At 73.8% G+C, this 25,882-nt stretch carries 22 protein-coding genes; 20 read left to right on the plus strand and 2 right to left on the minus strand.

The genetic code is table 11. The annotated features are described in order from the left end of the window. Positions 1 to 60: 60 nt before the first annotated feature. From argC to FHR36_RS09740, 18 genes are all read left to right on the plus strand, one after another. Positions 61 to 1,089, plus strand: a complete 1,029-nt coding sequence (argC, locus tag FHR36_RS09655; RefSeq protein ID WP_253795693.1) for an N-acetyl-gamma-glutamyl-phosphate reductase — start codon at positions 61 to 63, stop codon at positions 1,087 to 1,089. A gap of 14 nt (positions 1,090 to 1,103) precedes the next feature. Next, the gene (gene argJ / locus FHR36_RS09660; protein WP_253796722.1) at positions 1,104 to 2,258 is read left to right on the plus strand and encodes a bifunctional glutamate N-acetyltransferase/amino-acid acetyltransferase ArgJ; all 1,155 of its coding nucleotides are present in this window, start codon (positions 1,104 to 1,106) and stop codon (positions 2,256 to 2,258) included. A 20-nt stretch (positions 2,259 to 2,278) separates the two neighbouring features. Continuing rightward, complete coding sequence (gene argB, locus FHR36_RS09665) at positions 2,279 to 3,211, plus strand: acetylglutamate kinase (RefSeq protein ID WP_253795695.1); 933 nt, start codon at positions 2,279 to 2,281, stop codon at positions 3,209 to 3,211. Next, entirely contained in the window at positions 3,208 to 4,407 is a 1,200-nt protein-coding gene (locus FHR36_RS09670) for an acetylornithine transaminase (protein ID WP_253795697.1), read from the plus strand. Before argB ends, FHR36_RS09670 begins: the two co-directional genes overlap by 4 nt. A gap of 23 nt (positions 4,408 to 4,430) precedes the next feature. Next, positions 4,431 to 4,979 (plus strand): arginine repressor, encoded by a 549-nt coding sequence (locus FHR36_RS09675; protein ID WP_253795698.1) that lies wholly within the window; start codon positions 4,431 to 4,433, stop codon positions 4,977 to 4,979. Positions 4,980 to 5,069: 90 nt separating this feature from the next. Beyond that, positions 5,070 to 6,263 (plus strand): argininosuccinate synthase, encoded by a 1,194-nt coding sequence (locus FHR36_RS09680; RefSeq protein WP_253795700.1) that lies wholly within the window; start codon positions 5,070 to 5,072, stop codon positions 6,261 to 6,263. 100 nt (positions 6,264 to 6,363) lie between these two features. Continuing rightward, a complete protein-coding gene (gene argH / locus FHR36_RS09685) occupies positions 6,364 to 7,785 on the plus strand; it encodes an argininosuccinate lyase (RefSeq protein WP_253795702.1) in 1,422 nt (473 codons plus the stop codon). 165 nt (positions 7,786 to 7,950) lie between these two features. Next, the gene (locus FHR36_RS09690) at positions 7,951 to 9,339 is read left to right on the plus strand and encodes an FAD-binding oxidoreductase (protein WP_253795704.1); all 1,389 of its coding nucleotides are present in this window, start codon (positions 7,951 to 7,953) and stop codon (positions 9,337 to 9,339) included. Between the two features lie 64 nt (positions 9,340 to 9,403). Then, a complete protein-coding gene (locus FHR36_RS09695) occupies positions 9,404 to 9,889 on the plus strand; it encodes an RNA polymerase sigma factor (protein WP_253795706.1) in 486 nt (161 codons plus the stop codon). Positions 9,890 to 10,158: 269 nt separating this feature from the next. Continuing rightward, a complete protein-coding gene (locus tag FHR36_RS09700; protein ID WP_253795708.1) occupies positions 10,159 to 10,650 on the plus strand; it encodes a GNAT family N-acetyltransferase in 492 nt (163 codons plus the stop codon). A gap of 442 nt (positions 10,651 to 11,092) precedes the next feature. Next, complete coding sequence (locus FHR36_RS09705; RefSeq protein WP_253795710.1) at positions 11,093 to 12,121, plus strand: methionine ABC transporter ATP-binding protein; 1,029 nt, start codon at positions 11,093 to 11,095, stop codon at positions 12,119 to 12,121. Next, complete coding sequence (locus FHR36_RS09710) at positions 12,118 to 12,858, plus strand: methionine ABC transporter permease (protein WP_253795712.1); 741 nt, start codon at positions 12,118 to 12,120, stop codon at positions 12,856 to 12,858. The genes FHR36_RS09705 and FHR36_RS09710 overlap by 4 nt, the downstream gene beginning before the upstream one ends. Before the next feature lie 72 nt (positions 12,859 to 12,930). Beyond that, complete coding sequence (locus tag FHR36_RS09715) at positions 12,931 to 13,767, plus strand: MetQ/NlpA family ABC transporter substrate-binding protein (protein WP_253795713.1); 837 nt, start codon at positions 12,931 to 12,933, stop codon at positions 13,765 to 13,767. 204 nt (positions 13,768 to 13,971) lie between these two features. Then, positions 13,972 to 14,595, plus strand: a complete 624-nt coding sequence (locus FHR36_RS09720; protein ID WP_253795714.1) for a GNAT family N-acetyltransferase — start codon at positions 13,972 to 13,974, stop codon at positions 14,593 to 14,595. Between the two features lie 169 nt (positions 14,596 to 14,764). Then, positions 14,765 to 16,006, plus strand: a complete 1,242-nt coding sequence (gene cbiE, locus FHR36_RS09725) for a precorrin-6y C5,15-methyltransferase (decarboxylating) subunit CbiE (RefSeq protein ID WP_253795715.1) — start codon at positions 14,765 to 14,767, stop codon at positions 16,004 to 16,006. Between the two features lie 470 nt (positions 16,007 to 16,476). Beyond that, positions 16,477 to 20,130 (plus strand): nicotinate-nucleotide--dimethylbenzimidazole phosphoribosyltransferase, encoded by a 3,654-nt coding sequence (gene cobT, locus FHR36_RS09730; protein WP_407660810.1) that lies wholly within the window; start codon positions 16,477 to 16,479, stop codon positions 20,128 to 20,130. A gap of 102 nt (positions 20,131 to 20,232) precedes the next feature. Continuing rightward, on the plus strand, positions 20,233 to 21,468 hold the full coding sequence (gene cobA / locus FHR36_RS09735; protein ID WP_253795716.1) for a uroporphyrinogen-III C-methyltransferase: 1,236 nt from the start codon (positions 20,233 to 20,235) through the stop codon (positions 21,466 to 21,468). A gap of 225 nt (positions 21,469 to 21,693) precedes the next feature. After that, the gene (locus tag FHR36_RS09740) at positions 21,694 to 22,503 is read left to right on the plus strand and encodes a TrmH family RNA methyltransferase (RefSeq protein WP_253795717.1); all 810 of its coding nucleotides are present in this window, start codon (positions 21,694 to 21,696) and stop codon (positions 22,501 to 22,503) included. Between the two features lie 21 nt (positions 22,504 to 22,524). On the opposite strand, the gene FHR36_RS09745 is transcribed toward FHR36_RS09740, so the two are convergent. Then, positions 22,525 to 23,076 carry a helix-turn-helix domain-containing protein gene (locus FHR36_RS09745; protein ID WP_308199258.1) on the minus strand — a complete coding sequence of 184 codons (552 nt, stop codon included), beginning with the start codon at positions 23,074 to 23,076 and terminating at the stop codon, positions 22,525 to 22,527. 67 nt (positions 23,077 to 23,143) lie between these two features. On the opposite strand from FHR36_RS09745, the gene FHR36_RS09750 reads away from it, so the two are divergent. Further along, complete coding sequence (locus tag FHR36_RS09750; protein ID WP_253795718.1) at positions 23,144 to 23,860, plus strand: AzlC family ABC transporter permease; 717 nt, start codon at positions 23,144 to 23,146, stop codon at positions 23,858 to 23,860. A 55-nt stretch (positions 23,861 to 23,915) separates the two neighbouring features. Next, positions 23,916 to 24,224, plus strand: a complete 309-nt coding sequence (locus tag FHR36_RS09755; RefSeq protein ID WP_253795720.1) for an AzlD domain-containing protein — start codon at positions 23,916 to 23,918, stop codon at positions 24,222 to 24,224. A gap of 32 nt (positions 24,225 to 24,256) precedes the next feature. Here the strand turns inward: FHR36_RS09755 and FHR36_RS09760 are convergent, their stop codons facing one another. Then, positions 24,257 to 25,879, minus strand: a complete 1,623-nt coding sequence (locus FHR36_RS09760) for a M48 family metallopeptidase (RefSeq protein ID WP_253795722.1) — start codon at positions 25,877 to 25,879, stop codon at positions 24,257 to 24,259. Positions 25,880 to 25,882: the final 3 nt, after the last annotated feature.

Consider the following 25,882-nt stretch of genomic DNA (forward strand, 5'->3'; position numbering starts at 1 on the left):
CTCCTTGCATGAATGTTCCGCACTGCGTATATTCATGCCAAGTTCAAGGAGGGAAGTGCCATGGCATTGCGAGTCGCCGTCGCCGGCGCCAGCGGGTACGCGGGGGGCGAGGTGCTGCGCCTGCTGCTCGGCCACCCGGAGGTGGAGATCGGCGCGCTGACCGGCGCCTCCAACGCGGGCACCAGGCTGGGCGCGCTCCAGCCGCACCTGCTGCCGCTGGCCGACCGGGTGCTGGAGCCCACCAGTGCCGAGACACTGGCCGGTCACGACATCGTCTTCCTCGGCCTGCCGCACGGCCAGTCGGCCGCGGTCGCCGAGCAGCTGGGCGAGGACGTCCTGGTGGTGGACCTCGGCGCCGACCACCGGCTCACCTCGGCGGCCGACTGGGAGCAGTTCTACGGCTCGCCGCACGCCGGCACCTGGCCGTACGGCCTGCCCGAGCTGCCCGGCCACCGGCAGGCGCTCAAGGGCGCCCGGCGGATCGCCGTCCCCGGCTGCTACCCGACCGCGGTCTCGCTGGCCCTGTTCCCCGCGTACGCCGAGCGGCTGGTGGAGCCCGAGGCGGTGATCGTGGCGGCGTCCGGCACCTCCGGCGCGGGCAAGGCGGTCAAGCCGCACCTGCTCGGCAGCGAGGTGATGGGCTCGATGAGCCCGTACGGCGTGGGCGGCGGCCACCGGCACACCCCGGAGATGGCGCAGAACCTGAGCCCGCTGGCCGGCGAGCCGGTGACGGTCTCGTTCACCCCGACCCTGGCGCCGATGCCGCGCGGCATCCTGGCGACCTGCAGCGCCAAGGCGAAGCCGGGCGTCACCGCCGAGCGGCTGCGCGCCGCGTACGCCGAGGCGTACGGCGCCGAACCCTTCGTCCACCTGCTGCCCGAGGGGCAGTGGCCGCACACCGGCTCGGTGTACGGCTCCAACGCCGCGCTGGTCCAGGTCGCCCTGGACCAGCACGCCGGGCGGGTGGTCGCGATCAGCGCGATCGACAACCTGGTGAAGGGCACCGCCGGCGGCGCGGTGCAGAGCATGAACATCGCCCTCGGACTGCCCGAGGAGCTCGGCCTCCCGCTGAACGGAGTCGCACCGTGACCGACAGCCAGAACATCGGAGTGACCGCGGCGAAGGGCTTCCGCGCGGCCGGCGTCACCGCCGGCATCAAGGCCTCCGGCACCCCCGACCTCTCCCTCGTGGTCAACGACGGCCCGACCTTCGCGGCGGCCGGCGTCTTCACCTCCAACCGGGTCAAGGCCGCGCCGGTGCTCTGGTCGGAGCAGGTGCTCAGGACCGGCGAGCTGGCCGCCGTCGTCCTCAACTCCGGTGGCGCCAACGCCTGCACCGGCCCCGCCGGCTTCCAGGACACCCACGCCACCGCCGAGAAGGTGGCCGCCGAGCTGAACGTCGGCGCCGGCGAGGTCGCGGTCTGCTCGACCGGCCTGATCGGCGTCCGGCTGCCGATGGACATCCTGCTGCCCGGCGTGGACCAGGCCGTCGCGGCGCTCTCGCCGACCGGCGGCGAGCAGGCCGCGATCGCCATCAAGACCACCGACACCGTGCACAAGACCGCCCAGGTCACCCACGCCCAGGGCTGGACGGTCGGCGGCATGGCCAAGGGCGCGGGCATGCTGGCGCCCGGCCTGGCCACCATGCTGGTCGTGGTCACCACCGACGCGCGGGTGGACGCCGCCGGGCTGGACGCCGCGCTGCGCGGAGCCACCCGCACCACCTTCGACCGGGTCGACTCCGACGGCTGCATGTCCACCAACGACACGGTGCTGCTGCTGGCCTCCGGCGCCTCGGACGTGACCCCGGCCGCGGAGGAGTTCGCCGAGGCCGTCCGCACCGTCTGCGCCGATCTGGCGCGCCAGCTGATCGGCGACGCCGAGGGCGCCTCCAAGGACATCCGGATCGACGTGGTGGGCGCCGCCACCGAGGACGAGGCGGTGGACGTGGCCCGCACCGTCGCCCGCAACAACCTGCTCAAGTGCGCCATCCACGGCGAGGACCCCAACTGGGGCCGGGTGCTGGCCGCCATCGGCACCACCGCCGCCGCCTTCGACCCGAACGAGCTGGACGTCGCCATCAACGGCGTCTGGGTCTGCCGCGACGGCAGCGTCGGCGAGGACCGCGACCTGGTGTCGATGAAGGACCGCGAGGTGGTCATCACCGCCGACCTGAAGGCCGGCACCGCGAGCGCCACGGTGTGGACCAACGACCTCACCGCCGACTACGTGCACGAGAACAGCGCCTACTCCACCTGATCCGGGGGGAACGAGAGACCGTGAAGATCGCACCCAAGGGCGAACAGGCCCGCAGCAACGCCGCGTTGCCCAAGGCCCGCACCCTCATCGAGGCGCTCCCGTGGCTGGAGCGCTTCCACGGCAAGACCGTCGTCATCAAGTTCGGCGGCAACGCCATGGTGGACGAGGAGCTGAAGTCCGCCTTCGCCCAGGACGTGGTCTTCCTCCGCTACGCCGGCCTCAACCCGGTGGTCGTCCACGGCGGCGGCCCGCAGATCAGCGCCCAGCTGGACAAGTTGGGCCTGGAGTCCTCCTTCACCGCGGGCCTTCGGGTCACCACCCCCGAGACCATGGACGTGGTCCGGATGGTGCTGGCCGGCCAGGTCCAGCGCGAACTGGTCGGACTACTGAACGGGCACGGCCCGTTCGCGGTCGGCATGACCGGCGAGGACGCCCACACCATGACCGCGATCAAGCGGTACGCGGTGGTGGACGGCGAGCAGGTCGACATCGGCCTGGTCGGCGACATCGTCAACATCGAGGCCGGCGCGGTGAAGGCGCTGATCGCGGACGGCCGGATCCCGGTCATCTCCTCGATCGCCCGCGGCGCCGACGGCCACGTCTACAACATCAACGCCGACACCGCGGCCGCCGCCCTGGCGGTGGCGCTGGGCGCCGAGATGCTGGTGGTGCTCACCGACGTGGAGGGCCTGTACAAGGACTGGCCCGACTCCGACGACGTGATCAGCCAGCTGAGCGCGAGCGAGCTGGAGGAGATGATGCCCGGCCTGGCCAGCGGCATGCTGCCGAAGATGGAGGGCTGCCTGCGCGCCGTCCGCTCCGGTGTCCACACCGCCCGCGTCCTGGACGGGCGGGTGCAGCACTCGCTGCTGCTGGAGATCTTCACCGACGAGGGCGTCGGCACCATGGTCGTCCCCGACGACGAGCCGCCCGTGACCGGAGGACTGGCATGACCAACACGCAGATCACCCAGCGGTGGCAGCACGCGCTGATGGACAACTACGGCACCCCGCGGATCCCGCTGGTCCGCGGCGAGGGCTCGAAGGTCTGGGACGCCGACGGCAAGGAGTACCTGGACCTGGTCGCCGGCATCGCGGTCAACGCGCTCGGCACCGCCCACCCGGCGATCGTCGAGGCGGTCACCGCGCAGATCTCCACCCTCGGCCACGTCTCCAACCTGTTCATGGCCGAGCCCACCATCAAGCTGGCCGAGCAGCTGCTGGAACTCTCCGGCCGCGAGGGCCGGGTGTTCTTCTGCAACTCCGGCGCCGAGGCCAACGAGGCCGCCTTCAAGATCGGCCGGCTGACCGGCCGCAGCCACGTGGTCTCGCTCCAGGGCTCCTTCCACGGCCGCACCATGGGCGCGCTCACGCTGACCGCCCAGTCGGCCAAGCAGGACCCGTTCCGGCCGCTGCTCCCGGACGCCACCCACGTCCCGTTCGGCGACATCGAGGCGCTGCGGGCGGCCGTCACCACCGACACCGCCGCGGTCTTCCTGGAGCCGATCCAGGGCGAGAACGGCGCCATCCCGCTGCCGGACGGCTACCTGCGGGCGGCCCGCGAGATCACCCGGGCCACCGGCACCCTGCTGGTGCTGGACGAGGTGCAGACCGGCATCGGCCGCACCGGCCACTGGTTCGCCCACCAGGCGTACGAGGGTGTGGAGCCGGACATCGTGACGCTGGCCAAGGGCCTCGGCGGCGGTCTGCCGATCGGCGCCGTCCTGGCCTTCGGCGACACCGCCCAGCTGCTCCACCCGGGCCACCACGGCACCACCTTCGGCGGCAATCCGGTGGTGGCGGCGGCCGGCCTCGCGGTGCTGGGGACGATCCGCGAGCAGGGGCTGCTGGAGCACGTGCAGAAGGTCGGCGAGCAGCTGCGCAGCGGCATCGAGGCGATCGGCGACCCGCTGGTCGACCACGTCCGGGGCGCGGGCCTGCTGCTCGGCATCGTGCTCACCGAACCGGTCGCCGCCGAGGTCCAGGCCGCCGCGCAGCAGGCCGGTTTCCTGGTCAACGCGGCGGTGCCGGACGCGATCCGGCTGGTCCCGCCGCTGGTGCTGACCGAGCAGGAGGCGGACGCCTTCCTCGCCGCGCTGCCGGAGATCCTCCGCTCGGTCCGCGGGGACGCCCCCGGCGCGACCAGCTGACCTCGGTCCGGGAGAATCTTCATATGACCGCACCTCACGCCGACCAGCCCGCCGCCGGTCCGACGCCGCAGGTCCCGCAGACCCGCACCGCGCGCCACCGGCGGATCGTGGACCTGTTGACCCGTCAGCCCGTCCGCTCGCAGAGCCAGCTGGCCAAGCTGCTCGCCGACGACGGCCTGGTGGTCACCCAGGCCACGCTCTCGCGGGACCTGGACGAGCTGGGTGCGGTGAAGATCCGCAACCGGGACGGCGCGCTCATCTACGCCGTCCCGGCCGAGGGCGGCGACCGCACGCCGCGCGCGCCACTGGGGGAGTCCGCCACCGAGGGCAGGATGGCCCGGCTGGCGGGCGAACTCATGGTCTCCGCCACCGCCTCCGGCAACCTCGTCGTGCTGCGCACCCCGCCGGGCGCGGCCCAGTTCCTCGCGTCCGCGATCGACGCCGCCGAGGTGTTCGAGATCATCGGCACCATCGCCGGCGACGACACCGTGCTGCTGATCAGCCGCGACCCGGCCGGCGGCCAGGCGCTGGCCGACCACCTGATGCAGTTGGCCCAGGCCAAGGCCCAGTAGCAGCCGCCTCGTACCCCTGTTTGTGAAACTCATACGCGGTAGTGCATACTTATGCCTATCGCCGCATGGAACACTGTGAAGGAGCAAGCCGTGACCGAGCGCGTCGTACTCGCCTATTCGGGCGGTCTGGACACGTCCGTCTGCATCGGCTGGATCGCCGAGGAGACGGGCGCGGAGGTCATCGCCGTCGCCGTCGACGTCGGCCAGGGCGGCGAGGACCTGGACGTCATCCGCCAGCGTGCGCTGGACTGCGGTGCCGTCGAGGCCGAGGTCGCGGACGCCCGCACCGAGTTCGCCGACGAGTACTGCCTCCCGGCCCTCAAGGCCAACGCCCTGTACCAGGGCCAGTACCCGCTGGTGTCGGCCCTGTCCCGGCCGGTGATCGTCAAGCACCTGGTCGCCGCCGCGCAGAAGCACGGCGCCACCACCGTCGCCCACGGCTGCACCGGCAAGGGCAACGACCAGGTCCGCTTCGAGGTCGGCATCAACTCGCTGGCGCCCAGCCTCAAGTGCATCGCCCCGGTCCGCGACTACGCGATGACCCGCGACAAGGCCATCGCCTTCGCCGAGGCCAAGGGCCTGCCGATCGCGACCACCAAGAAGTCCCCGTACTCGATCGACCAGAACGTCTTCGGCCGCGCCGTTGAGACCGGCTTCCTCGAGGACATCTGGAACGCCCCGATCGAGGACGTCTACGAGTACACCCAGAACCCCGCCACCCCGCGCGAGGCCGACGAGGTCGTCATCACCTTCGAGGCCGGCGTCCCGGTCGCGATCGACGGCCGCAAGGTCACCGTCCTCCAGGCCATCGAGGAGCTGAACAAGCGGGCCGGCGCCCAGGGCATCGGCCGCCTCGACATGGTCGAGGACCGGCTCGTCGGCATCAAGTCCCGCGAGATCTACGAGGCCCCCGGCGCGATCGCCCTGATCACCGCCCACCAGGCCCTGGAGAACGTCACCGTCGAGCGCGAGCTGGCCCGCTACAAGCGGCAGGTCGAGCAGCGCTGGGCCGAGCTGGTCTACGACGGCCTGTGGTTCTCCCCGCTCAAGCGCGCCCTGGACGGCTTCGTCAACGAGGCCAACCAGTCCGTCTCCGGCGACATCCGGATGGTCCTGCACGGCGGCCGCGCCGTCGTCAACGGCCGCAAGTCCGACCAGTCGCTGTACGACTTCAACCTCGCCACCTACGACACCGGCGACACCTTCGACCAGTCGATGTCCAAGGGCTTCATCGAGATCTTCGGCATGTCCTCGAAGATCGCCGCCCGCCGCGACCTCGCCTGAGCCGTCGCCCCAGCCCACCCCCCCTGAGCCCCGGCCGTCCGACCCCCCTGCGACGGCCGGGGCTCGCCCCCTACCCGCACACCCGTAAGGAGCCCACGCGATGACCGCCGAAAAGCCCGCAGACGTCCGCCTCTGGGGCGCGCGCTTCGCCGACGGCCCCTCCGAGGCGCTGGCCAAGCTCTCCGCCTCGGTCCACTTCGACTGGCGGCTCGCCCCCTACGACATCGCCGGCTCCAAGGCCCACGCCCGGGTCCTGCACCAGGCCGGACTGCTCAGCGACACCGAACTGGACGGCATGCTCGCCGGCCTCGACCGGCTGCTCGCCGATGTCGAGTCCGGCGCCTTCGTCGGAACGGTCGCCGACGAGGACGTGCACACCGCGCTCGAGCGCGGCCTGCTGGAGCGGCTCGGCCCCGACCTCGGCGGCAAGCTGCGGGCCGGCCGCTCGCGCAACGACCAGATCGCCACCCTGTTCCGGATGTACCTGCGCGACCACGCCAAGACCATCGGCGGGCTGGTCCTCGACCTCCAGCACGCCCTGGTCGGCCTCGCCGAGGCCCACCCGGACACCGCCATGCCCGGCCGCACCCACCTCCAGCACGCCCAGCCCGTGCTCTTCGCCCACCACGTCCTCGCGCACGTCCAGGCCCTCGGCCGGGACGCCGAGCGGCTGCGCCAGTGGGACACCCGCACCGCCGTCTCCCCGTACGGCTCCGGCGCCCTCGCCGGCTCCTCGCTCGGCCTCGACCCGCAGGCCGTCGCCGCCGAACTCGGCTTCGAGCGGGGCTCGGTCGGCAACTCCATCGACGGCACCGCCTCGCGCGACTTCGTCGCCGAGTTCGCCTTCGTCACCGCGATGATCGGCATCAACCTCTCGCGCATCGCGGAGGAGATCATCATCTGGAACACCAAGGAGTTCGGCTTCATCACGCTGCACGACGCCTTCTCCACCGGGTCGTCGATCATGCCCCAGAAGAAGAACCCCGACATCGCCGAACTCGCCCGCGGCAAGTCCGGCCGCCTGATCGGCAACCTGACCGGCCTGCTCGCCACCCTCAAGGCGCTGCCGCTCGCCTACAACCGCGACCTCCAGGAGGACAAGGAGCCCGTCTTCGACTCCTGCGACACCCTGGAGGTCCTGCTGCCGGCCTTCACCGGCATGATCGCCACCCTCACCGTCCATCGCGAGCGCCTCGAGGAGCTCGCCCCGGCCGGCTTCTCGCTCGCCACCGACATCGCCGAGTGGCTGGTCAAGCAGGGTGTGCCGTTCCGCGTGGCGCACGAGGTGGCCGGGGCCTGCGTCAAGGTCTGCGAGGCCGAGGGCATCGAGCTCTCCGACCTGACCGACGAGCAGTTCGCCGCGATCTCGGAGCACCTCACACCCGACGTGCGGTCCGTTCTGAGCGTCCACGGCGCGATCGCGTCCCGCAATGGGCGCGGCGGCACCGCCCCCTCCGCCGTCGCCACCCAGCTCGCCGAGATCAAGGCCGACCTCGCCACCCAGCAGACCTGGCTGGGCTGATCCCAGGCAAGTGGGGCTAACCCCAGGGGCGCGAGGAACTGCGCGACCAGCCATGCAACCACGTGCTGCCGGGCTGGTCGCGCAGTTCCTCGCGCCCCTCAGTGGTTGGCCCGACCTCGCAAAGTCCGCCGCGCCCCTGACGGCAACTCCCGTGATACTGGACCCGTGGGTCACAAGGCGGCCGCCGCTCTCGCCGAGGGGTTCCGCGGGCAGGTGGTGGTGCCCGGGGATCCCGAGTACGACGCGGCCCGGGCGGTGTGGAACGGCGCGATCGACCGCCGTCCGGAGGTGATCGCGCGTTGCACCGGCACCGCCGACGTCCTGCGCGCCGTCGCCGTCGCCCGCGAGTACGGCCTGCTGGCGGCGGTCCGCGGCGGCGGCCACAGCATCGCGGGGCTGGGCGTGTGCGACGGCGGCATGGTGATCGACCTGTCGCCGATGCGCGGCGTCCGGGTGAACACGGAGCACCGGATCGCGCGGGCGCAGCCGGGGACGACGTGGGGCGGGTTCGACCACGAGACGCAGGCGTTCGGCCTGGCCACCCCGGGCGGGCTGATGTCGGGCACGGGCATCGCCGGTTTCACCCTCGGCGGGGGTTTCGGCTGGCTGAGCCGGGCGTACGGGCTGGCGTGCGACAACCTGCTGGAGGCGGACGTGGTGACCGCCGAGGGGCGGGTGCTGACGGCGAGCTCGGCGTCGCATCCGGACCTGTTCTGGGGACTGCGCGGGGGCGGCGGCAACTTCGGCATCGTCACCTCCTTCACCTACCGGCTGCACCGGCTCGGTCCGGCGGTGCTGTGCGGGGCGGTGTTCCTGCCGGGGGAGCGGCTGGCGGAGGTGCTGGCCATCGTCCGGGACCACATGCTCGACGCGCCGGACGAGCTGTTCGCCTCCTGCGTGGCGGGGGCGGCCCCGGCGGCGCCGTACCTGCCGGCCGAGTACCACGGCCGTCCGGTGGTGCGGGTCGGGGTGTGCTGGGCGGGCCGGCCGGATCGCGGGCGGGAGGCGGTGGCTCCGCTGCGCGCGGCGCTGGCGCCGTTCCAGCCGGTCGCGGACACGGTGCAGGCACGCTCGTACGCCCAGTGGCAGCAGGCGCTGGATCCGGGCTGGGGGCCGGGTGCGCGCAACTACTGGAAGGCGGAGTACCTGTCGGTGCTGGACGACGGCGCGATCCGTGCGATCGCCGCCAACACGGCCCGGACGACGTCCCCGCTGTCGGACGTGCGGCTGGCGTTCCTGGGCGGGGCGATCGCCCGGGTGGGCGCCGACGACACCGCGTACACCCACCGCTCGGCGCCGTACCTGCTGACGGTGAACAGTCGCTGGGAGGGCGGCGAGGCGGAGCCGCACATCGGGTGGACGCGGCGGTTCTGGAGCGAGATGCGGCCGTACTCCTCCGGCGGGGCGTACGTGAACTTCCTGGGGCAGGAGGGGCCGGGGCGGGTGCTGGAGGCGTACGGGCGGGCGAAGTACGAGCGGCTGACCGCGCTCAAGGACCGCTACGACCCGGACAACTTCTTCCGCGTCAACCAGAACATCCCGCCGAGCTCCTGACCGGGTGGCGGCGCGTCACCTCGGGGCGGGTGCGCAGGTCATACCGGGTGTGCTTCCCCTCACCGTGACTCCCACCCATGAGCTGAGCCCCGACCTGGCCGCGATGGCGGCGTTCCTCGCGGTGCTGGCGGAGGGCGGCGGGCTGGAGCGGGAGGACCTGGAGCAGGCGGTGTGGCTGCGGGCGGTGGAGCGGACAGCGGCGGCCGGGGTGCCGCGGGACCGGCGGGCGTGGCTGCGCGGGCTGGCGGTGCGCGAGGCGCTGGCCGGCCGGCGGTGGGGCCGGGAGACCCCGGTGGCGAAGGTGACGCAGCGTCACCGCGGCCCGGAGGAGGAGCTGCTCAGGGCGGAGCGGCTGAAGGTGCTGCGCCGGGCGCTGGCGGAGCTGCCGGGGCGGTGCCGGGAGCTGTTGGAGGCGCTGGCGGCGTCGCCGGACCTGTCGTACCGGCAGCTCGCCGAGCGGCTGGAACTGCCGCGGGGCTCGATCGGGCCGCTGCGCTCGCGGTGTCTGGGGTGTCTGCGGCCGCTGGTGGCGTCGCTGCGGGGCGAGTGACGCTCGCCACGTCCGGGCGTCCGGGAGGTTGAGTTCACCCGTCCGGCGGGTAGAGCGGTGGCGAACGTCTCTCTTGACGGTCGCCCGGCCTCCCGGATACTGAGCGTGAGCAAGGATCCCTCCAGGCCCGGCGGTACCACCGGCGGGCGGGGCGTCTCCGTGCTTTCCCCCGGGCCGGGCCGATCCCCGTCCGGGCACACCTCGGACAGACGGCCGGCGCGACACCCTCACACGCGCGCCGGGCAGTGACGATGGGGAGGCCCCCGCACATGGGCATGAGTGTGATCATCTCGTCCGCGAACCCGGACGAGGCCGAGCAGATCCTGAAGCTCCAGTACCTCGGTTACCAGGGCGAGGCGGAACTGTACGGCGACTGGACGATCGACCCGCTGACCCAGACCCTGGACAGCCTGCGCGAGGAGCTGGCGGACCGGCACGTGCTGGTCGCCCGGCTCGGCGACGAGGTGGTCGGGACGGTCCGCGGCTGGGTGGACGAGGAGGGCGTCGGGCAGATCGGACGCCTGGTGGTGCACCCGCGGATGCAGCGTCACGGCCTGGGCCGCCGGCTGCTGGCGGCCCTCGAGGAGCGGCTCGCGGGGGAGGGCGTCACCGGGTACGAGCTGTTCACCGGTCACCGCAGCCTCGGCAACCTGCGGCTCTACCAGCGCCTCGGCTACCGCGAGACGGCGGTGCGCGAGGTGACCCGCAAGCTGTCGATCGTCACGCTGAACAAGCCGCTGGCGGCCTCCCTGGCGGCCTGACCGGGCCGCGAAACGCGCCCGACCGAACGTCCGGACGGCGTCCGACCCGCATGGGTCGGACGCCGTCGGGCTTGGTATCACTGGCTTGTGTCCACATATCGGACGGTCACTTCTGATAATTGGGACCGCGTCCCTATGTCTGATTAACTTGCATCCATGACTGCGACGACGAACTGCACCCCCACCGGCACCGTGCCGGCAGGTGAGCGCTGCATGTGTCGTCGAATGTGTCGCTGCTGAGGGCCGTTCCGCCCCGCACTCCCCCCTCCCGCTGTCGCGGGTGACCCGCCCGGGCCGTGCCCGCGCGCATCCCTTGCCGTACCCGGCCACGAACGACCGGCGGCAGCAACCCATCCCCGTTCACGGGCGCCCTCGGCGTGCCGCTGAACCGCCACGGCGCGGGCCGCCACGAGTCGTCCGCCAACGAACCACGGAAGCAGCTGTGATCACCACCAAGGGCCTGACGAAGGTCTACCGATCCAGGGGCCGCGAGGTCACCGCCCTGCACGGCGTCGACCTGCACGTCCGCGAGGGCGAGGTCTTCGGCGTCGTCGGCACCAGCGGAGCCGGCAAGTCCACCCTCATCCGCTGCGTCAACCTGCTGGAGCGGCCCACCTCCGGCACCGTCACCGTCGACGGCGTGGAGCTGACCGCGCTCCCCGGCGACGAGCAGCGGGCCGGCCGCGAGCTGCGCGAGGCGCGCCGCCGGATCGGCATGGTGTTCCAGCACTTCAACCTGCTCGCCTCGCGCACCGTCCAGCAGAACGTCGAACTCCCGCTGGAGATCATCGGACTGGACCGCACCCAGCGCCGTCGCAAGGCCGCCGAACTGCTCGACCTGGTCGGCCTCGCCGACAAGGCCCGCAGCTACCCGAGCCAGCTGTCCGGTGGTCAGAAGCAGCGCGTGGGCATCGCCCGGGCCCTGGCCGGCGACCCCAAGGTGCTGCTCTCCGACGAGGCGACCAGCGCGCTCGACCCGGAGACCACCCGCTCTGTCCTCAAGCTGCTGCGCGACCTCAACCGGCAGCTGGGCCTGACCGTCCTGCTGATCACCCATGAGATGGACGTCATCAAGACGGTCTGCGACTCGGCCGCACTGATGCGCGGCGGCCGGGTGGTGGAGTCCGGCGCGCTCACCGACCTGCTCGCCGACAACTCCTCCCGGCTGGCCCGCGACCTGTTCCCGCTCGGCGACTTCGCCTCCGGCCACCCCGGCCGCACCGTCCTGGAGATCACCTTCCAGGGCGACACGCCCGCCCAGCCGTTCGTCTCCCAGCTCGCCCGGACGTACCAGATCGACATCAACATCCTCGGCGCCGCGGTGGAGACCATCGCCGGCCGGATGGTCGGCCGGATGCGGGTCGAACTCCCCGGCGCCCACGCCGACAACGTGGTGCCGATCGGCTACCTGCGCGAGCAGGGACTGCAGGTGGACGTACTCGACTTCGACGCGAACGGGGCCGCGGCATGACCTGGGACCAGATGCAGCAACTGATGTGGCCCGCCACTTGGGAGACCCTGGGCATGGTCGGCATCGCCACCCTCGCCACCCTCGCCGTCGGCCTGCCGCTCGGCCTGCTGCTGGTGCTCACCGACAAGGGTGGCCTGCTGCAGAACCCCGCGGTCGCCCGGGTGCTCGGAGTGGTCGTCAACGTCGGGCGCTCGGTCCCGTTCGTGATCCTGATCGTCGCGCTGATCCCGTTCACCCGGTGGGTCACCGGCACCTCGCTCGGCTGGCAGGCCGCGAGCGTGCCGCTGGCCGTCGGCGCGATCCCGTTCTTCGCCCGGCTGGTGGAGACCTCGGTCCGCGAGGTCGAACCGGGCCTGGTCGAGGCGCTCCAGGCGATGGGCGCCTCCACCGCCACCATCGTCCGCAAGACCCTGCTGCCCGAGGCGCTGCCCGCCCTGATCGCCTCGCTCACCACCACGGTGATCGCGCTGATCGGCTACTCCGCGATGGCCGGCACGGTCGGCGGCGGCGGCCTCGGAAACCTCGCCATCACCTACGGCTACCAGCGCTTCGAGACCGGCTTCATGTGGGTCATCGTCGCCGAGCTGGTGATCATCGTGACCGCCCTCCAACTGCTCGGCGACCTCACCGCCCGCCGGCTCTCCCACCGCGGCGAGCACGCCGGCCCGCTCGCCCTCCTCCGCACCGCCACGGCGAAGCCGGGCGCCCGCGACCAGGACCCGGTGTCCTCCCACTGACCCCCGCTCCCACCAGGAGCGGAGCACCACGGCCCACCACGGCCGACAGCAACCCGCAGAAAGGCACTTTTCGTGCGTAACGTTCTGAAGACCACCACCGTCGCCGCCACCGCCGCAGGCCTCGCGCTGACCCTCGCCGCGTGCGGCAGCTCCGGCTCCTCCTCGGGAGCCCCGGCCGACCCGAACAAGGCCCTGACGGTCGTCGCCAGCCCCACCCCGCACGCCCAGATCCTCCAGTACGTGAAGGACAACCTGGCGGCCAAGGCCGGGCTGAAGCTCGACATCAAGGTGGTCAACGACTACGTGACCCCCAACACCTCGGTCCAGGACGGCTCCGCGGACGCCAACTACTTCCAGCACGTCCCCTACCTCGACGAGTTCAACAAGAAGCAGGGCACCAGCATCGTGTCGGTCGGCACGGTCCACCTGGAGCCGCTCGGCCTCTACTCCAAGAAGGTCAAGGCCGTCGCCGACCTCGGCAACGGCGCCCAGGTGGCGATCCCCAACGACGCCACCAACGAGGGCCGCGCGCTCAAGCTGCTCGCCGCCAACAACGTCATCACCCTCAAGTCCGGCGCGGGCACCACCGCCACCGTCCAGGACATCGCGTCCAACCCGAAGAACCTCAAGTTCAAGGAGCTGGAGGCGGCCCAGCTGCCGCGCGCCCTCGCCGACGTCGACGCCGCCGTCGTCAACGGCAACTACGCGCTCGACTCCGGCCTCAAGCCGGCCACCGACGCCATCCTGCTGGAGAAGGCCGACGGCAACCCGTACGCCAACATCCTGGCCGTCAAGAAGGGCCACGAGAACGACGAGCGGGTCAAGAAGCTGATCGACCTGCTGCACTCCGACGAGGTGAAGAAGTACATCACCGACACCTTCCAGGGCTCGGTCGTCACCGCGTCCTGACCCACCGCGACCGGGCCCCGGGCACCTCGCCCGGCGCCCGGTCGGGCCGTATGCGCAGCAAGGGCCCGGTCGCGGCCGCCGCGACGCGCCGTCCCCGGAACGGCCCCGGATCTGACGAGCCGTCGCCGATTAGCGGGTACCCTGGCACGCCCGACGAAGGGGTGGGCGTACGGTGTGTCCACGACCCGGCGAGGAGAGACGGCCATGGCAGCGAGCTTCCCCGAGACCGCCATCAGCACCGAACGGTTGCTGCTGCGCCCGCTTGCGGACGACGACGCCCGGAGCCTGGTCGCGATGATGGCCGACGAGCCGGTGCGGACCTGGACCGACCACCCGCAGCCGTACACCGAGGACCACGCCCGGCAGCTCGTCCGCACCCTCGCCCCCGCCCACCGCGCCGAGGGGCGCGGAATCGTTTTCGCGGTCACCGAACACCTCACCGAGCGGGTGGTCGGCCTGGTCGTCCTGCGCGCCACCGACTGGCGGCTGCGCTCGACCGAGATCAGCTACCTCACCGCCGCCTGGGCCCGCGGCGAGGGCTACGCCCCCGAGGGGGTGCTCGGCGTCGCCCAGTGGCTGTTCGAGGACCGCGGCTTCCTCCGTCTGGAGATGCGCACCGCCGCCGGCAACACCGCTGCCCAGCAGGTCGCCCAGAAGATCGGCTGCATCAGCGAGGGCGTGCTGCGCAGCGCCGGCATAGTCCGCGGCGCGGAGTGGGCCGACGGCGAGGAGCGCACCGACCTGATCGTGTGGAGCCTGCTGCCCGAGGACCTCGACCCGGCCACCCCGAACGGCTGGACCGAGTCGCGGTACGCCCTGCACGACTGACCGCCCGCGGCGGCGCCCGGCACCTCCTCGCTCGGACCCCCTCGTTCGCCGGACCGATTCGCGCGCCAGTGCGGCGTTCGCGGGCGGACAACCGGTAGCCTCTGCTCCTGGACGCGCCGTGGTCGGCGCGCCGATCACGGGGTGGACCAGCGAGGGAGAACTGCCGGAGATGGCTGACCGGATCACGGTCATCGGGTGGGACGGCACACCGCTCACGGACGCGGCCGCGGGCGCACTGGCCGGGGCGACTCTGGTCGCCGGAGCCGCGTACCAGCTGAACGCCCTACCGGTCCCGGCCGGTGCCGAACGGATCGGCCTGGGCGACCTGCAGACCGCCGCCCGCCGGATCGCCGACCACCGCGGCACCGCCGTCGTCGTCGCCGAGGGCGACCCCGGATTCTTCGGCGTGGTCCGCACCCTGCGCCGCCCCGAGTTCGGCCTGGAACTCGAGGTGCTGCCCGCCGTCTCCTCGGTCGCCACCGCCTTCGCCCGCGCCGGCATGGCCTGGGAGGACGCCCAGGTGGTCTCCGCCCACGGCGGCCGGCTGCGCCGCGCGGCCAACATCTGCCGGGCCCACCCCAAGGTCGCCGTCCTGACCACCGCCGACGCCGGCCCCAGCGAACTCGCCCTGATGCTGCGCGGCGTCCCGCGCACCTTCGTGGTCTGCGAGGCGCTCGGCACCCCCGACGAGGACGTCACCGTCCTCACCTCCGAGCGGGTGCCCGACCACGACTGGCGCGACCCCAGCGTGGTCCTGGTCATCGGCGGCGGCACCCAGCCCGCCGACGAGGCCGCCGGCTGGCTGGCCGGCCACCCGATCGGCTTCCCCGGCGCCGACCGCGGCTGGGCGCTGCCCGATCCGGCGTACGCGGGCGCGGACGCCGGGGAGGGGCGCCTCCGGGCGCTGCCGGCCCACGTCCGCGCGCTGGTACTCGCCCGACTCGCTCCCGTTCCCGGCGACCTGGTCTGGACCGTTGGCGCCGGCGACGGCGCGCTCGCCGTCGAGGCCGCCCGCTTCGGCGCCGCCGTGGTCGCGGTCGAGGCCGACCCGGCCGCCCGCGCCCGGACCGCCGCCAACGCCCGCCGGTACGGCGTCGAGGTCGAAACGGTCACCGGCGAGGGTGCCGAGGTGCTCGGTGGCCTGCCCGAACCCGACGCCGTGGCGGTCGAGTCGGGCGGGGTCGAGATGGTCCGCGCCGTGGTCGACCGACGCCCCGAACGGGTCGTCGCGGTCGCCGGCTCGCTCGCCGAGGCCGACGGGATCCGCCAGGTCCTGACCAATGCCGGGTACCGCGCCGACGGACTGCTGCTGCAGTCCGCCCCGCTCTCCCCGGAGCCCGCCAAGGGCTCCGGAGCGGCCTTCGGCCGGGGCGACTACACCCTCCTGCTGTGGGCCGAACAGACCGACTGACCACGCCTCGGACCGGGACGGTGATCCCCGTCGCATCCGGACACCGATTCGAGATCGTGTCGGCCCCGGCCGGTAGGGTTGGCCCCGGGTTCTGCGTCCGCCCGATCGGTGCGCATCGTGTCCGATCCGGCATGGTCCGCACCTTTTTGACGTGTTGCAATCCCGATGACCCGGTTCGCGGGCATTCGACGTGGTGCGCACCGGCCCGGAAGAATGCCGTAGGGTCCGGAGCGGTCGTGCCGGTTGCCCGGGGGTGTCGTTGTTTCTGATGGCGCGCCACCCGAGCGGGTGACGCCCGACCGGCGTGCCGCGGCGCGCCGGGCCGGCCGCCGTCCCCGTCACCCGGGGCGGGCCGGCCAGTAGGTGCAGACAGGGGCGGGTCGGTGCGGACGCGCCCCCGGCGGAGTTGGGCGTGGCGGTCGGCGACCGCGGCGCCGAGGACGCGCAAGCGGCCTGGAAGGAGCTTTGACATGACCGATGGCGGCCACGTCCCCAGTGACGCCCCCCTCGCGCCCGAGCCCGGGCCGGGCGGGCGCACGCCGGAGCAGCCGCTCGGCGCGCCCGAGGGATTCGGCGTGCCCGGCGTGCCCGGCATGCCCGTCCCCGGTGCTCCGCTCGACCCCGCCGCCACCTGGGCCGCCCAGCCCCGGCCCGCGTACACCTTCCTCGACCAGCCCGACCAGCTGGACGAGGAGGAGGACGTCCTGCTGATGCCCGGCCCGCAGGGCAGCTGGGGCGAGCCCATCCACGGCGCCGACGCCGCTGTCGGCGACACCGTGCCGCTGCGCACCGTCGAGGACGCCGCCGCGCCCGCCGGTACGCCGGTCGCCCCGTCCTGGCCGCCGCTGGCCCCGCCCGTCCCGGGCGCCGTGGCGGAACCGGTCGCCCAGCCGGTCGCCGCCCAGCCCGTCGCGCCGGTCGCCGACCCGCTGACGCAGCCTCAGGCCGCCCGTCGGCCGCTGCACGCGGGCCCGCCGATCCCGGACCCCTCGCTGATGACCGGCCACGTCCCGGTCCGCTCGCTCGCCGACCGCGGCCCCTCCACCGTCGGCGGCACCCCCGCGTACGGCGTGCCGGTCGCCCCCGGCCAGCCGGGCCAGCCGGTCGCCGACCCCGCGCAGGCGTACGCCGGCGTGCCGGTGGCGCAGCCGCTCGCCCCGGAGGCCCAGCCGACCGCGCTGGACGGCTACCCGCAGCCGGTCGTGCCGGTCGCCCCCGTCGCTCCGGTGGCTCCGGTGGCGCCGGTCGCTCCCGTGGCGGCGGAACTGCCGCAGCCGCCGGTCGACGGTCCGGTGGCCGCGCCGGTGGAGCAGGCCCCTCCGGTCGTCCCGGTCGTCGCCGTGCCGGTCGAGGCGGTCCCGGTGGCCGAGGTCGCCCAGTCGGCCGCGGTGCCGGTCGACGCCGTGCAGCCGGTCGTGGTGCCGGTGGAGGCCGTTCCCGGGGAAGCCGTGCAGCCGGTCGCGCCCGCCGTTCCGGTCGAGCCCGTCCAGGCGGTCGACGCCGCGCAGCCGGCCGAGGCCGTGCCGCCGGTCGCCGCCGAGACGCAGACCGTCCAGCTGGCGCCGCAGGCCGAGCAGCCCGCCCCGATCGCCGTCGAGGCGCAGAGCGTCGAGCCGGCCCAGCCGATCGAGCCGGCACCCGCCGCCGAGCAGCCCGCGGCTGCCGCGGCCGCCGTCGCCAGGGCCCCCGAGCACCTGGCCGAGGTCGCCCAGCCAGGCGCGGTCGCCGTCGCGGAGGCCGTCGCCGCCCCGGCCGAGGCCGAGCAGGCGCCGGCCGCCATCCCCGCCCAGCAGGGCGGCGGCGGACAGCACCGCCGGATCTCCGCCTTCCTCGCCGCGCCCGCCCCGGCCGGCCTGCCGGTGCCCGAGGCCGGCCTGCCCGCCGGAACCGGCGAGCTGGTCGACGCGGCCACCACCGGGACGGACACCACCGCCCAGCCGGTTGCGGAGGCCGCCGTTGCCGCCGAGCCGGTGGTGGCGGACCCGCAGCCCGTAGCCGAGCAGCCCACCGGGGAGCAGGCCGACCCGGTGCAGGTCACCGCGGAGCAGCCCGCCGTCGAGCCGGTCGCACTCCAGCCGGAGGATGCCGCGCCCCTGGATGCCGCGCCGCTGGAGGCCGAGCAGTCCGAGCAGCCGGTGGTCGACTCCGCCGAGTCCGCCGTGGCCGAGACCCCCGCCGAGCCCGTTGCCGAGGAACCGATCGAGACCGTGCAGACTGCCGAAGCCGCCGAGACCGCCCCCGCCCAGCCCGCCGTCCAGGTCGCCGTCCAGGCCGAGGAGCAGGCGCCCGCCGCCGAGACCGTCGAGTCGGCCGAGACCGTCGAGCGGACGGAGGCCGACGGGGACGAAGCCGCCGAGGACGCGGAGCGGGTCCCGGCCGCGCCCGGCTACGACGACGCCGGCCGCGAGGCGGTGCACCAGGTGATCCGCGAGCGCCGCGACATCCGCAACGGCTTCCGCCCCGACCCGATCCCGCACGAGGTGCTGATCCGGGTCCTGGAGGCCGCGCACACCGCGCCCAGCGTCGGCTACTCGCAGCCGTGGGACTTCGTGGTGATCCGCAACGCCAAGACCCGCCAGAAGATGCACGCCCTGGCGATGCGCCAGCGCGACGCGTACGCGGACTCGCTGCCCAAGGGCCGGGCGAAGCAGTTCAAGGAAATCAAGATCGAGGCGATCCTGGAGACGCCGGTCAACATCGTGGTGACCGCCGACCGCACCCGCGGCGGCCGGCACACCCTGGGCCGGCACACCCAGCCGCAGATGGCGCCGTACTCGGCCGCCCTCGCCGTCGAGAACCTGTGGCTGGCCGCCCGCGCCGAGGGCCTGGGCGTCGGCTGGGTGAGCTTCTTCGACGAGGAGGAGATGGTCCGCGAGCTCGGGCTGCCCGAGCACCTGGAGGTCGTCGCCTACCTGTGCATCGGCTTCGTCGACTCCTTCCCGGACGAGCCCGAGCTGCAGCAGCAGGGCTGGGCCAAGAAGCGCCCGCTCTCCTGGGTGGTCCACGAGGAGCAGTACGGCAACCGTGCGCTGCCCGGCGAGGAGCCGCACGACCTGCTGACCGAGACCCTGCGCGGCATCCGCCCGCTGGACGCCAAGGCGCTCGGCGAGGCCTGGGACCGCCAGAAGCGGATGACCAAGCCGGCCGGCTCGCTGGGCATGCTGGAGATAATCGCCGCGCAGCTCAGCGGCCTGTCCCGGAAGTGCCCGCCGCCGATCCCGGAGCCCGGCTGCGTGGCGATCTTCGCCGGCGACCACGGCGTGCACGCCCAGGGCGTCACCCCGTGGCCGCAGGAGGTCACCGCGCAGATGGTCGCCAACTTCCTGGCCGGCGGAGCGGTGGTCAACTCCTTCGCCAACCAGGTCGGCACCGAGGTCTGCGTGATCGACGTCGGCGTCAAGAGCGACCTGCCGGACGCCGTCCAGCAGGGCCGCACCACCGGTCTGCTCCCGCGCAAGGTCAAGCCGGGCACCGACGACATGACCCAGGGCCCGGCGATGAGCCGCGACGAGGCCCTGCGGGCGATCGAGGTCGGCATCGAGACCGCCCGCGACCTGGTCGCCGCCGGCAACAAGGTGCTGATCACCGGCGACATGGGCATCGCCAACACCACCGCCTCCGCCGCCCTGATCGCCGTCTTCACCGGCGCCGACGCGGCCGACGTCACCGGCCGGGGCACCGGCATCGACGATCAGACCCACACCCGCAAGGTCGAGGTCGTCCGCCAGGCCCTCGCCCTGCACCAGCCCGACCCGGCCGACCCGATCGGCGTGCTCGCCGCCGTCGGCGGCCTCGAGCACGCGGCCATCGCCGGCTTCCTGCTCGGCGCCGCCAGCCTGCGCACCCCGGTCATCCTCGACGGGGTCATCGCCGGCTCGGCCGCCCTGGTCGCCAAGGCCATCGCCCCCGAGGTGCTGGCCGCCTGCATCGCCGGCCACCGCTCCGCCGAGCCCGGCCACCAGGCCGCGCTCGCCAAGCTCGGCCTGCGGCCGCTGATCGACCTCGACCTGCGGCTCGGCGAGGGCACCGGCGCCCTGCTGGCCCTCCCGCTGGTGCAGAGTGCCGCCCGCGCGATGCACGATGTAGCCACCTTCGACTCCGCCGGGGTCACCGAGAAGGCGTGACAACTCGAGGGGTGACCCCGTGCCGGCCCGAGGGCGCGCCGGCACGGGGCACTCCCTTGCCCTCCCGTACGGCCGCCACCCCCACCCAGGAGCCCTGAGCCCATGACCGCGCCCAGCCCCCACCCCAGCACCGAGGGGATCACCCCGTACCCGGTCGGCCTGCTGCTCGCCGGCCGCCGGGTGGTCGTCGTCGGCGGCGGCCAGGTCGCCCAGCGCCGACTGCCCGCCCTGATCGCCTCGGGCGCGGACGTCCACCTGATATCGCCCTCCACCACGCCGGCCGTCTCCGCCATGGCTGACGCCGGTGAGATCACCTGGCACGAGCGCCGGTACGCCGAGGGCGACCTCGCGGACACCTGGTACGTCCTGGTCGCCACCGACGACCCGGCCGTCAACACCGCCGTCTCCGCCGAGGCCGAGCAGCAGCGGGTGTTCTGCTCCCGCAGCGACGACGCCTCCGCCGCCACCGCCTGGACCCCCGCCTCCGGCCACGACGGCGGCGCCACCGTCGCCGTCCTCACCGGCGACCCCCGGCACTCCGCCGCCCTGCGCGACTCCATCGTCGCCGGCCTGCGCGACGGCTCCCTCGCCGCCCGCCAGTACCGCGCCCACGCCGCCGGCGTCGCCCTGGTCGGCGGCGGCCCCGGCGACCCGGACCTGATCACCGTGCGCGGCCGCCGCCTGCTCGCCGACGCCGACGTGGTGGTCGCCGACCGCCTCGCCCCGCGCGAGCTGCTCGCCGAACTGCCCCCGCACGTCGAGGTGATCGACGCCTCCAAGATCCCGTACGGGCGCTTCATGGCGCAGGAGGCGATCAACCAGACACTGATCGACCACGCCAAGGCCGGCAAGTTCGTGGTCCGGCTCAAGGGCGGCGACCCGTACGTGTTCGGGCGCGGCGGCGAGGAACTGCTCGCCTGCGCGGAGGCCGGCATCCCGGTCACCGTGGTCCCCGGCATCTCCAGCTCCATCAGCGTCCCGGCCGCCGTCGGCATCCCGGTCACCCACCGCGGGATGACCCACGAGTTCACCGTCATCTCCGGCCACATCGGCCCCGACGACGAGCGCTCCCTCACCAACTGGGACGCGCTCGCCCGGATGTCCGGCACGCTCGTCCTGCTGATGGCCGTCGACAAGATCGGCGCCATCGCCGCCAAGCTGATCGCCTGCGGCCGCCCCGCCGACACCCCGGTCGCCGTCGTCCAGGAAGGCACCACCGCCGCCCAGCGCCGCGTCGACGCCACCCTCGCCACCGTCGCCGAAACCGTCACCGCCGCCGGCGTGAAGCCCCCGGCCGTCATCGTCATCGGCGACGTGGTCCACGTCCTCGAGAGCTGACGACACCCCAGCGACGCGAGCCACCCTGCGGGTGACGACACCCCAGGGACGCGAGCCACCTTGCGGGTGAGGGCATCCCAGGGGCGCGGGGAACTGCGCGCGGCGGAAGGTACGTTGCCGCAGTCTCCCCGCCCTCCCGCCGTCCGGCTCACGCCACCACTGGTGGGCCTCGCAGTTCCCCGAGCCCCTGCTGGCGCAAGGCTCGCGACGTGCGAAAATCGTGCGGTGTCCGAGCCAATGACCGTCACCGACCCCGCCGACCCGCGTCTCGCCGACTACACCGGCCTGACCGACGTCGAGCTCCGCCGCCGTCGCGAGCCCGCCGAGGGCCTGTTCATCGCCGAGGGCGAGAAGGTCATCCGTCGCGCGCTCGGGGCGGGCTACCGGATGCGGTCGATGCTGCTCACGGCGAAGTGGCTCGGCGTCATGGACGATGTCATCGCGGCCGCCGAGGCTCCCGTCCACGTCGTGGAGCCGGCCCTCGCCGAGCAGGTCACGGGTTACCACGTGCATCGCGGTGCGCTCGCGTCGATGGAGCGCAAGCCGCTCCCGGAGGCGGCGGAGGTGCTGGCCGGGGCGCGTCGGGTGGCGGTGCTGGAGGGGCTGGTCGACCACACCAATCTCGGTGCGATCTTCCGTTCGGCGGCGGCGCTCGGGATGGATGCGGTCCTGCTCTCCCCGGACTGCGCCGATCCGCTGTACCGCCGGGCGGTGAAGACGTCGATGGGCGCCGTGTTCTCGGTCCCGTACGCGCGGTTGGAGCCGTGGCCGGCGGCTCTGGCGACGGTTCGGGAGGCGGGGTTCGAGCTGCTGGCGTTGACGCCGTCGGGCGCCGACGACCTGGCGGTGGCGGAGCCGCACCTGCTGCCCCGGGCGGCGCTGATGCTCGGCGCGGAGGGGGACGGCCTGACCGCGAAGGCGCTCGCCGCCGCGGACCGCCGGGTCCGGATCCCGATGGCGCACGGCATCGACTCGCTGAACGTCGGCGCGGCCGCAGCCGTCGCGTTCTACGCGGTCAACGCGGCCGGCCAGTAGAGACTCCCGCCCCTGCGCCCGTCAGATGTGTTCGACCACCATCACGGCGGAGGTGTCCGGCGCCAGGGCGGTGAAGATGTGCGGGGCGTCGCCGGGGTAGCTGACGTAGTCGCCGGGGCCGACCTCGACGGGTTCCTCGACGGGTCCGACCAGGGCGCGGCCGCTGCCGAGGACGACGTGCTCGGTGGTGCCGGGCATGTGCGGGTCGGAGAGCCGGGAGTCGCCGGGCTGGGCGTCGATCCGGTACACGTCGCGGCGGGCGCCGGGCGGGCAGGAGGCGAGCAGGGTGGCGGAGTAGGTCGCCTGCTCGGAGTGCATCACGGGGCCCTCGCCGAACCGGATGATTCGGACGTTCGGCCGCGGCGGGTCGACCAGGCGGCTGAACGGGACGCCGAGCGCGGCGCCGATCGCCCAGAGCGTCTCGACGCTCGGGTTGCCGGCGCCGGATTCCAGTTGCGAGAGCGTGGACTTGGCGATCCCCGCCCGCTTGGCGAGTTCGGTCATCGACAGGCCGGCGCGTTCGCGCTCCCGTCGGATGGACGCCGCGATCAGGCCGATCAGATCGGTCTCCACGTGTTCGCTCCAGACGTCGAATCGTTCGGCTTGACGAACGCCAGCCCAGGTGTTCATTCTAGTGGACATGAGTTCGTCATCGCGAACACCGGAGCTGGCCGCGTGGTCCCCGGCCCTGGACCGCCCCACGCTCCGGGCCATCGCCCTCGTCTGCCTCGCCGACGCCATCGTCGGCGCCTCGTTCGGCGCGATCAGCGTCTCCGGCGGCCTGCCCCTCTGGGTACCGGTCGTCCTGTCGGTGGTCGTCTTCGCCGGTGGCTCCCAGTTCGCGGCCGTCGGCGTCCTGCTGGCCGGAGGCAGCCCGCTCGCCGCGGTCGCCGCCGGTCTCGTCCTCAACGCCCGCCTGCTCCCGTTCGGCTTCGCGGTCGCCGACCTGCTGGACGGACCGTGGTGGCGCCGCCTGCTGCGGGCCCACCTGCTCACCGACGAATCGGTCGCGTTCGCCCTGCAGCAGTCCGACCCGCGCCGCCGCCGGGCGGCCTACCTGACCTGCGGCGCAACCCTGTTCGTCAGCTGGAACATCGCCGTTCTGCTGGGCGCTGCGGCCGGTACGGCGATCGGGGACACCGACGCCCTCGGCCTGGACGCCGCCTTCCCGGCGGTGCTGCTGGCCCTGGTCCTGCCCGTTCTGCGCACCGAACGCCCCACTCGCAACGCCGCCCTGCTCGGCGCCGCGCTGGCCGTCGCCGCCACGCCCTTCCTCCCGCCGGGCGTCCCGATCCTGCTCGCCCTCGCCGGTCTGCTCCTCGCCGGCGGACGGCGCGGGCCCGTCCCGGCGTCCTGAGCCCGCCCAGCAGTTGCAGTCACCCGCCCCCCACGCGCTCCGAGGAGGACCGCCGATGCCACTCTTCGCCATCGCCGCCCTGGCCGCAGGCACCCTCGCCCTGCGCCTGGCCGGCCCGACGCTCCGACAGCGGATGACCCTGCCGCCGCACATGGAGCGGCTGCTCACCGTCGCCGCCACCGTCCTGCTGGTGGCACTGGCGGCGACCGCCGCTCTCACCCAGGGCCACGGCTTCGCCGGCTGGGCCCGCCCGCTGGGCGTCCTGGTCGGCGGCGTCCTCGCCCTGCGCCGGGCGCCCTTCCCGCTGGTGATCGTCGCCGCCGCCGGGACGACCGCTCTCCTGCGCCTCTGCGGACTCTCCTGACCGACCGACCACGACCCACCGTCCGGCAGCCGCTACGCGGGCACCCGGCGGCTCCCGGCGAGCAGGGCGCGCAGCGGCGCGGTGTCGGGGGTGTCGGCCACCGCGGCGTCGAGGGCGTCGTCCATCTCCCGCTCCCAGGTCTCGGGGAGGGCGAGGCCGGGCCGTCCCGACCAGGCGATGTCCGGGGTGGCGTGCCCCTCCGCGATCAGGCGGAGGTGGACCAGGCCGGCGAGCCCGTCGAAGATCCGGGGCCGGATGAAGTTGCGGGCGGACGCCCCGGTCAGCCGTCCGGCCTGCGGCGGCTTGGGTATGCGGTCGGCGACGGCGCTCCACAGCAGTCCGCGGTCGAACGCGTCGAGCACCTCCTCCAACCCCGGCAACTCGCCGTCCGCCACCGGATCCGCCGTGCCCCTTGCCTCCCGGTCCGTCTCCCGACCTGCCGCACGCTCGGCGACGCGCACCGCCCGGACGACGGCCGTCTGCAGCGGCCGTGACCAGCCCTCGGCGTCGGCGACGGCGCGGGCCAGGACGAGTTCGTCCCAGCTCAGCCGCGGCAGCCGGGCCGCCTCCGGTGCGAGCGTGCGCGCCTCCAGCGCCGCGAACACCGACTCCGGGTCGCGCAGCAGGGCAAGGGCGAAAGGCCCGCCGGTTCCCCCGTCACTTCCCCCGTCGGCCCGGCTGTCGCCCGGCAGTTGCTCGATCAGGGCGACCCGCTCGGCCGTGGGCGGGTGGGAGTCGTACCGGTGCGGCCGCGGCGGGCGCCGCCCGGCGCAGAGCGCGGCGAGCTGCTCGTCGGTCCGGGCGGCGAGCATCCGCCGGAAGCCGCCGTGCACCTCGCCCTCGGGCGGCAGCGCCCCGACGGGTCCGCCCAGCGCGGCGTACGTGTCGAGGTAGTGGCTGTGGGCGGCGCCGAGCACGGGGACGGCGCGCAGCGCGGCGGCGGTCGCGTCGCGTCCGGCGTGCCGTGCAGCCACCCGGTCGGCGGCGAGTTCCTGGCAGCGGGCCACGGACTGCGAGGCGTTCAGGAACATCCGGGCGTACGCGGCGTACAGCCGGCCGACGGCGACGTGGTACCGGGTGCCGCCCCGGTCGAACGCCTCCACGGTGTGCAGGACCGCCGTCCGGCCGCGCATGGCGATGCCGCCGAGGCGGGTGTCGCCGTTGCCGAAGTGCCCGAACTCGTGGGCGAGGACGGCGCGCAGGTGGGGGACAGTCAGGCCGGCCAGCAGCGGAAGGCCGAGCAGCATGCGGCGCCGTCCGGGTATCAGCCCCAGCAGTCGGCTCCGTTCGGCGACGCCCGCGTTGACGTCGGCGACCAGCAGCAGCTCGTCCGGCGGACGCTCGCCCGTCACCTCGGCGGCGGCGCGGACCAGTTCCCACAGCTCGGGCTGGTCCTGCGGCGTGACCGCCACCGCGTCCGGCACCGGGCGGAGCCGTCCGGCGCGCAGGGCGGCGACCATGCCCCGGACGATCGCGGCCGCCAGCAGGACGGTGACGGTCAGGACGCCGCCCTCGAGCCAGGCGGCCCGCTCGGTGGCGAGCCGGGTGACCAGCAGCCAGTCGAGCCCCGCCATGGCCGCGAGCAGGACCGCGCCCAACAGGTAGAAGCCGACCAGCAGGACGAGCGCGCGGAGGGCGCGCAGGCGGAACGTCATCAG

Source organism: Kitasatospora cinereorecta (genome assembly GCF_024172095.1).
Taxonomy (GTDB): Bacteria; Actinomycetota; Actinomycetes; order Streptomycetales; family Streptomycetaceae; genus Kitasatospora; species Kitasatospora cinereorecta.

What these genes read in the sequence shown, in the direction of transcription:
- FHR36_RS09755 (WP_253795720.1), top strand. Translation starts at nt 23,916, where the DNA reads ATGCCACTCTTCGCCATCGCCGCCCTGGCCGCAGGCACCCTCGCCCTG.
- FHR36_RS09710 (WP_253795712.1), top strand. Translation starts at nt 12,118, where the DNA reads ATGACCTGGGACCAGATGCAGCAACTGATGTGGCCCGCCACTTGGGAG.
- FHR36_RS09675 (WP_253795698.1), top strand. Translation starts at nt 4,431, where the DNA reads ATGACCGCACCTCACGCCGACCAGCCCGCCGCCGGTCCGACGCCGCAG.
- FHR36_RS09750 (WP_253795718.1), top strand. Translation starts at nt 23,144, where the DNA reads ATGAGTTCGTCATCGCGAACACCGGAGCTGGCCGCGTGGTCCCCGGCC.
- FHR36_RS09700 (WP_253795708.1), top strand. Translation starts at nt 10,159, where the DNA reads ATGGGCATGAGTGTGATCATCTCGTCCGCGAACCCGGACGAGGCCGAG.
- FHR36_RS09670 (WP_253795697.1), top strand. Translation starts at nt 3,208, where the DNA reads ATGACCAACACGCAGATCACCCAGCGGTGGCAGCACGCGCTGATGGAC.
- argH (WP_253795702.1), top strand. Translation starts at nt 6,364, where the DNA reads ATGACCGCCGAAAAGCCCGCAGACGTCCGCCTCTGGGGCGCGCGCTTC.
- cobT (WP_407660810.1), top strand. Translation starts at nt 16,477, where the DNA reads ATGACCGATGGCGGCCACGTCCCCAGTGACGCCCCCCTCGCGCCCGAG.
- FHR36_RS09760 (WP_253795722.1), bottom strand. Translation starts at nt 25,879, where the DNA reads ATGACGTTCCGCCTGCGCGCCCTCCGCGCGCTCGTCCTGCTGGTCGGC.
- FHR36_RS09720 (WP_253795714.1), top strand. Translation starts at nt 13,972, where the DNA reads ATGGCAGCGAGCTTCCCCGAGACCGCCATCAGCACCGAACGGTTGCTG.
- cobA (WP_253795716.1), top strand. Translation starts at nt 20,233, where the DNA reads ATGACCGCGCCCAGCCCCCACCCCAGCACCGAGGGGATCACCCCGTAC.
- cbiE (WP_253795715.1), top strand. Translation starts at nt 14,765, where the DNA reads ATGGCTGACCGGATCACGGTCATCGGGTGGGACGGCACACCGCTCACG.
- argC (WP_253795693.1), top strand. Translation starts at nt 61, where the DNA reads ATGGCATTGCGAGTCGCCGTCGCCGGCGCCAGCGGGTACGCGGGGGGC.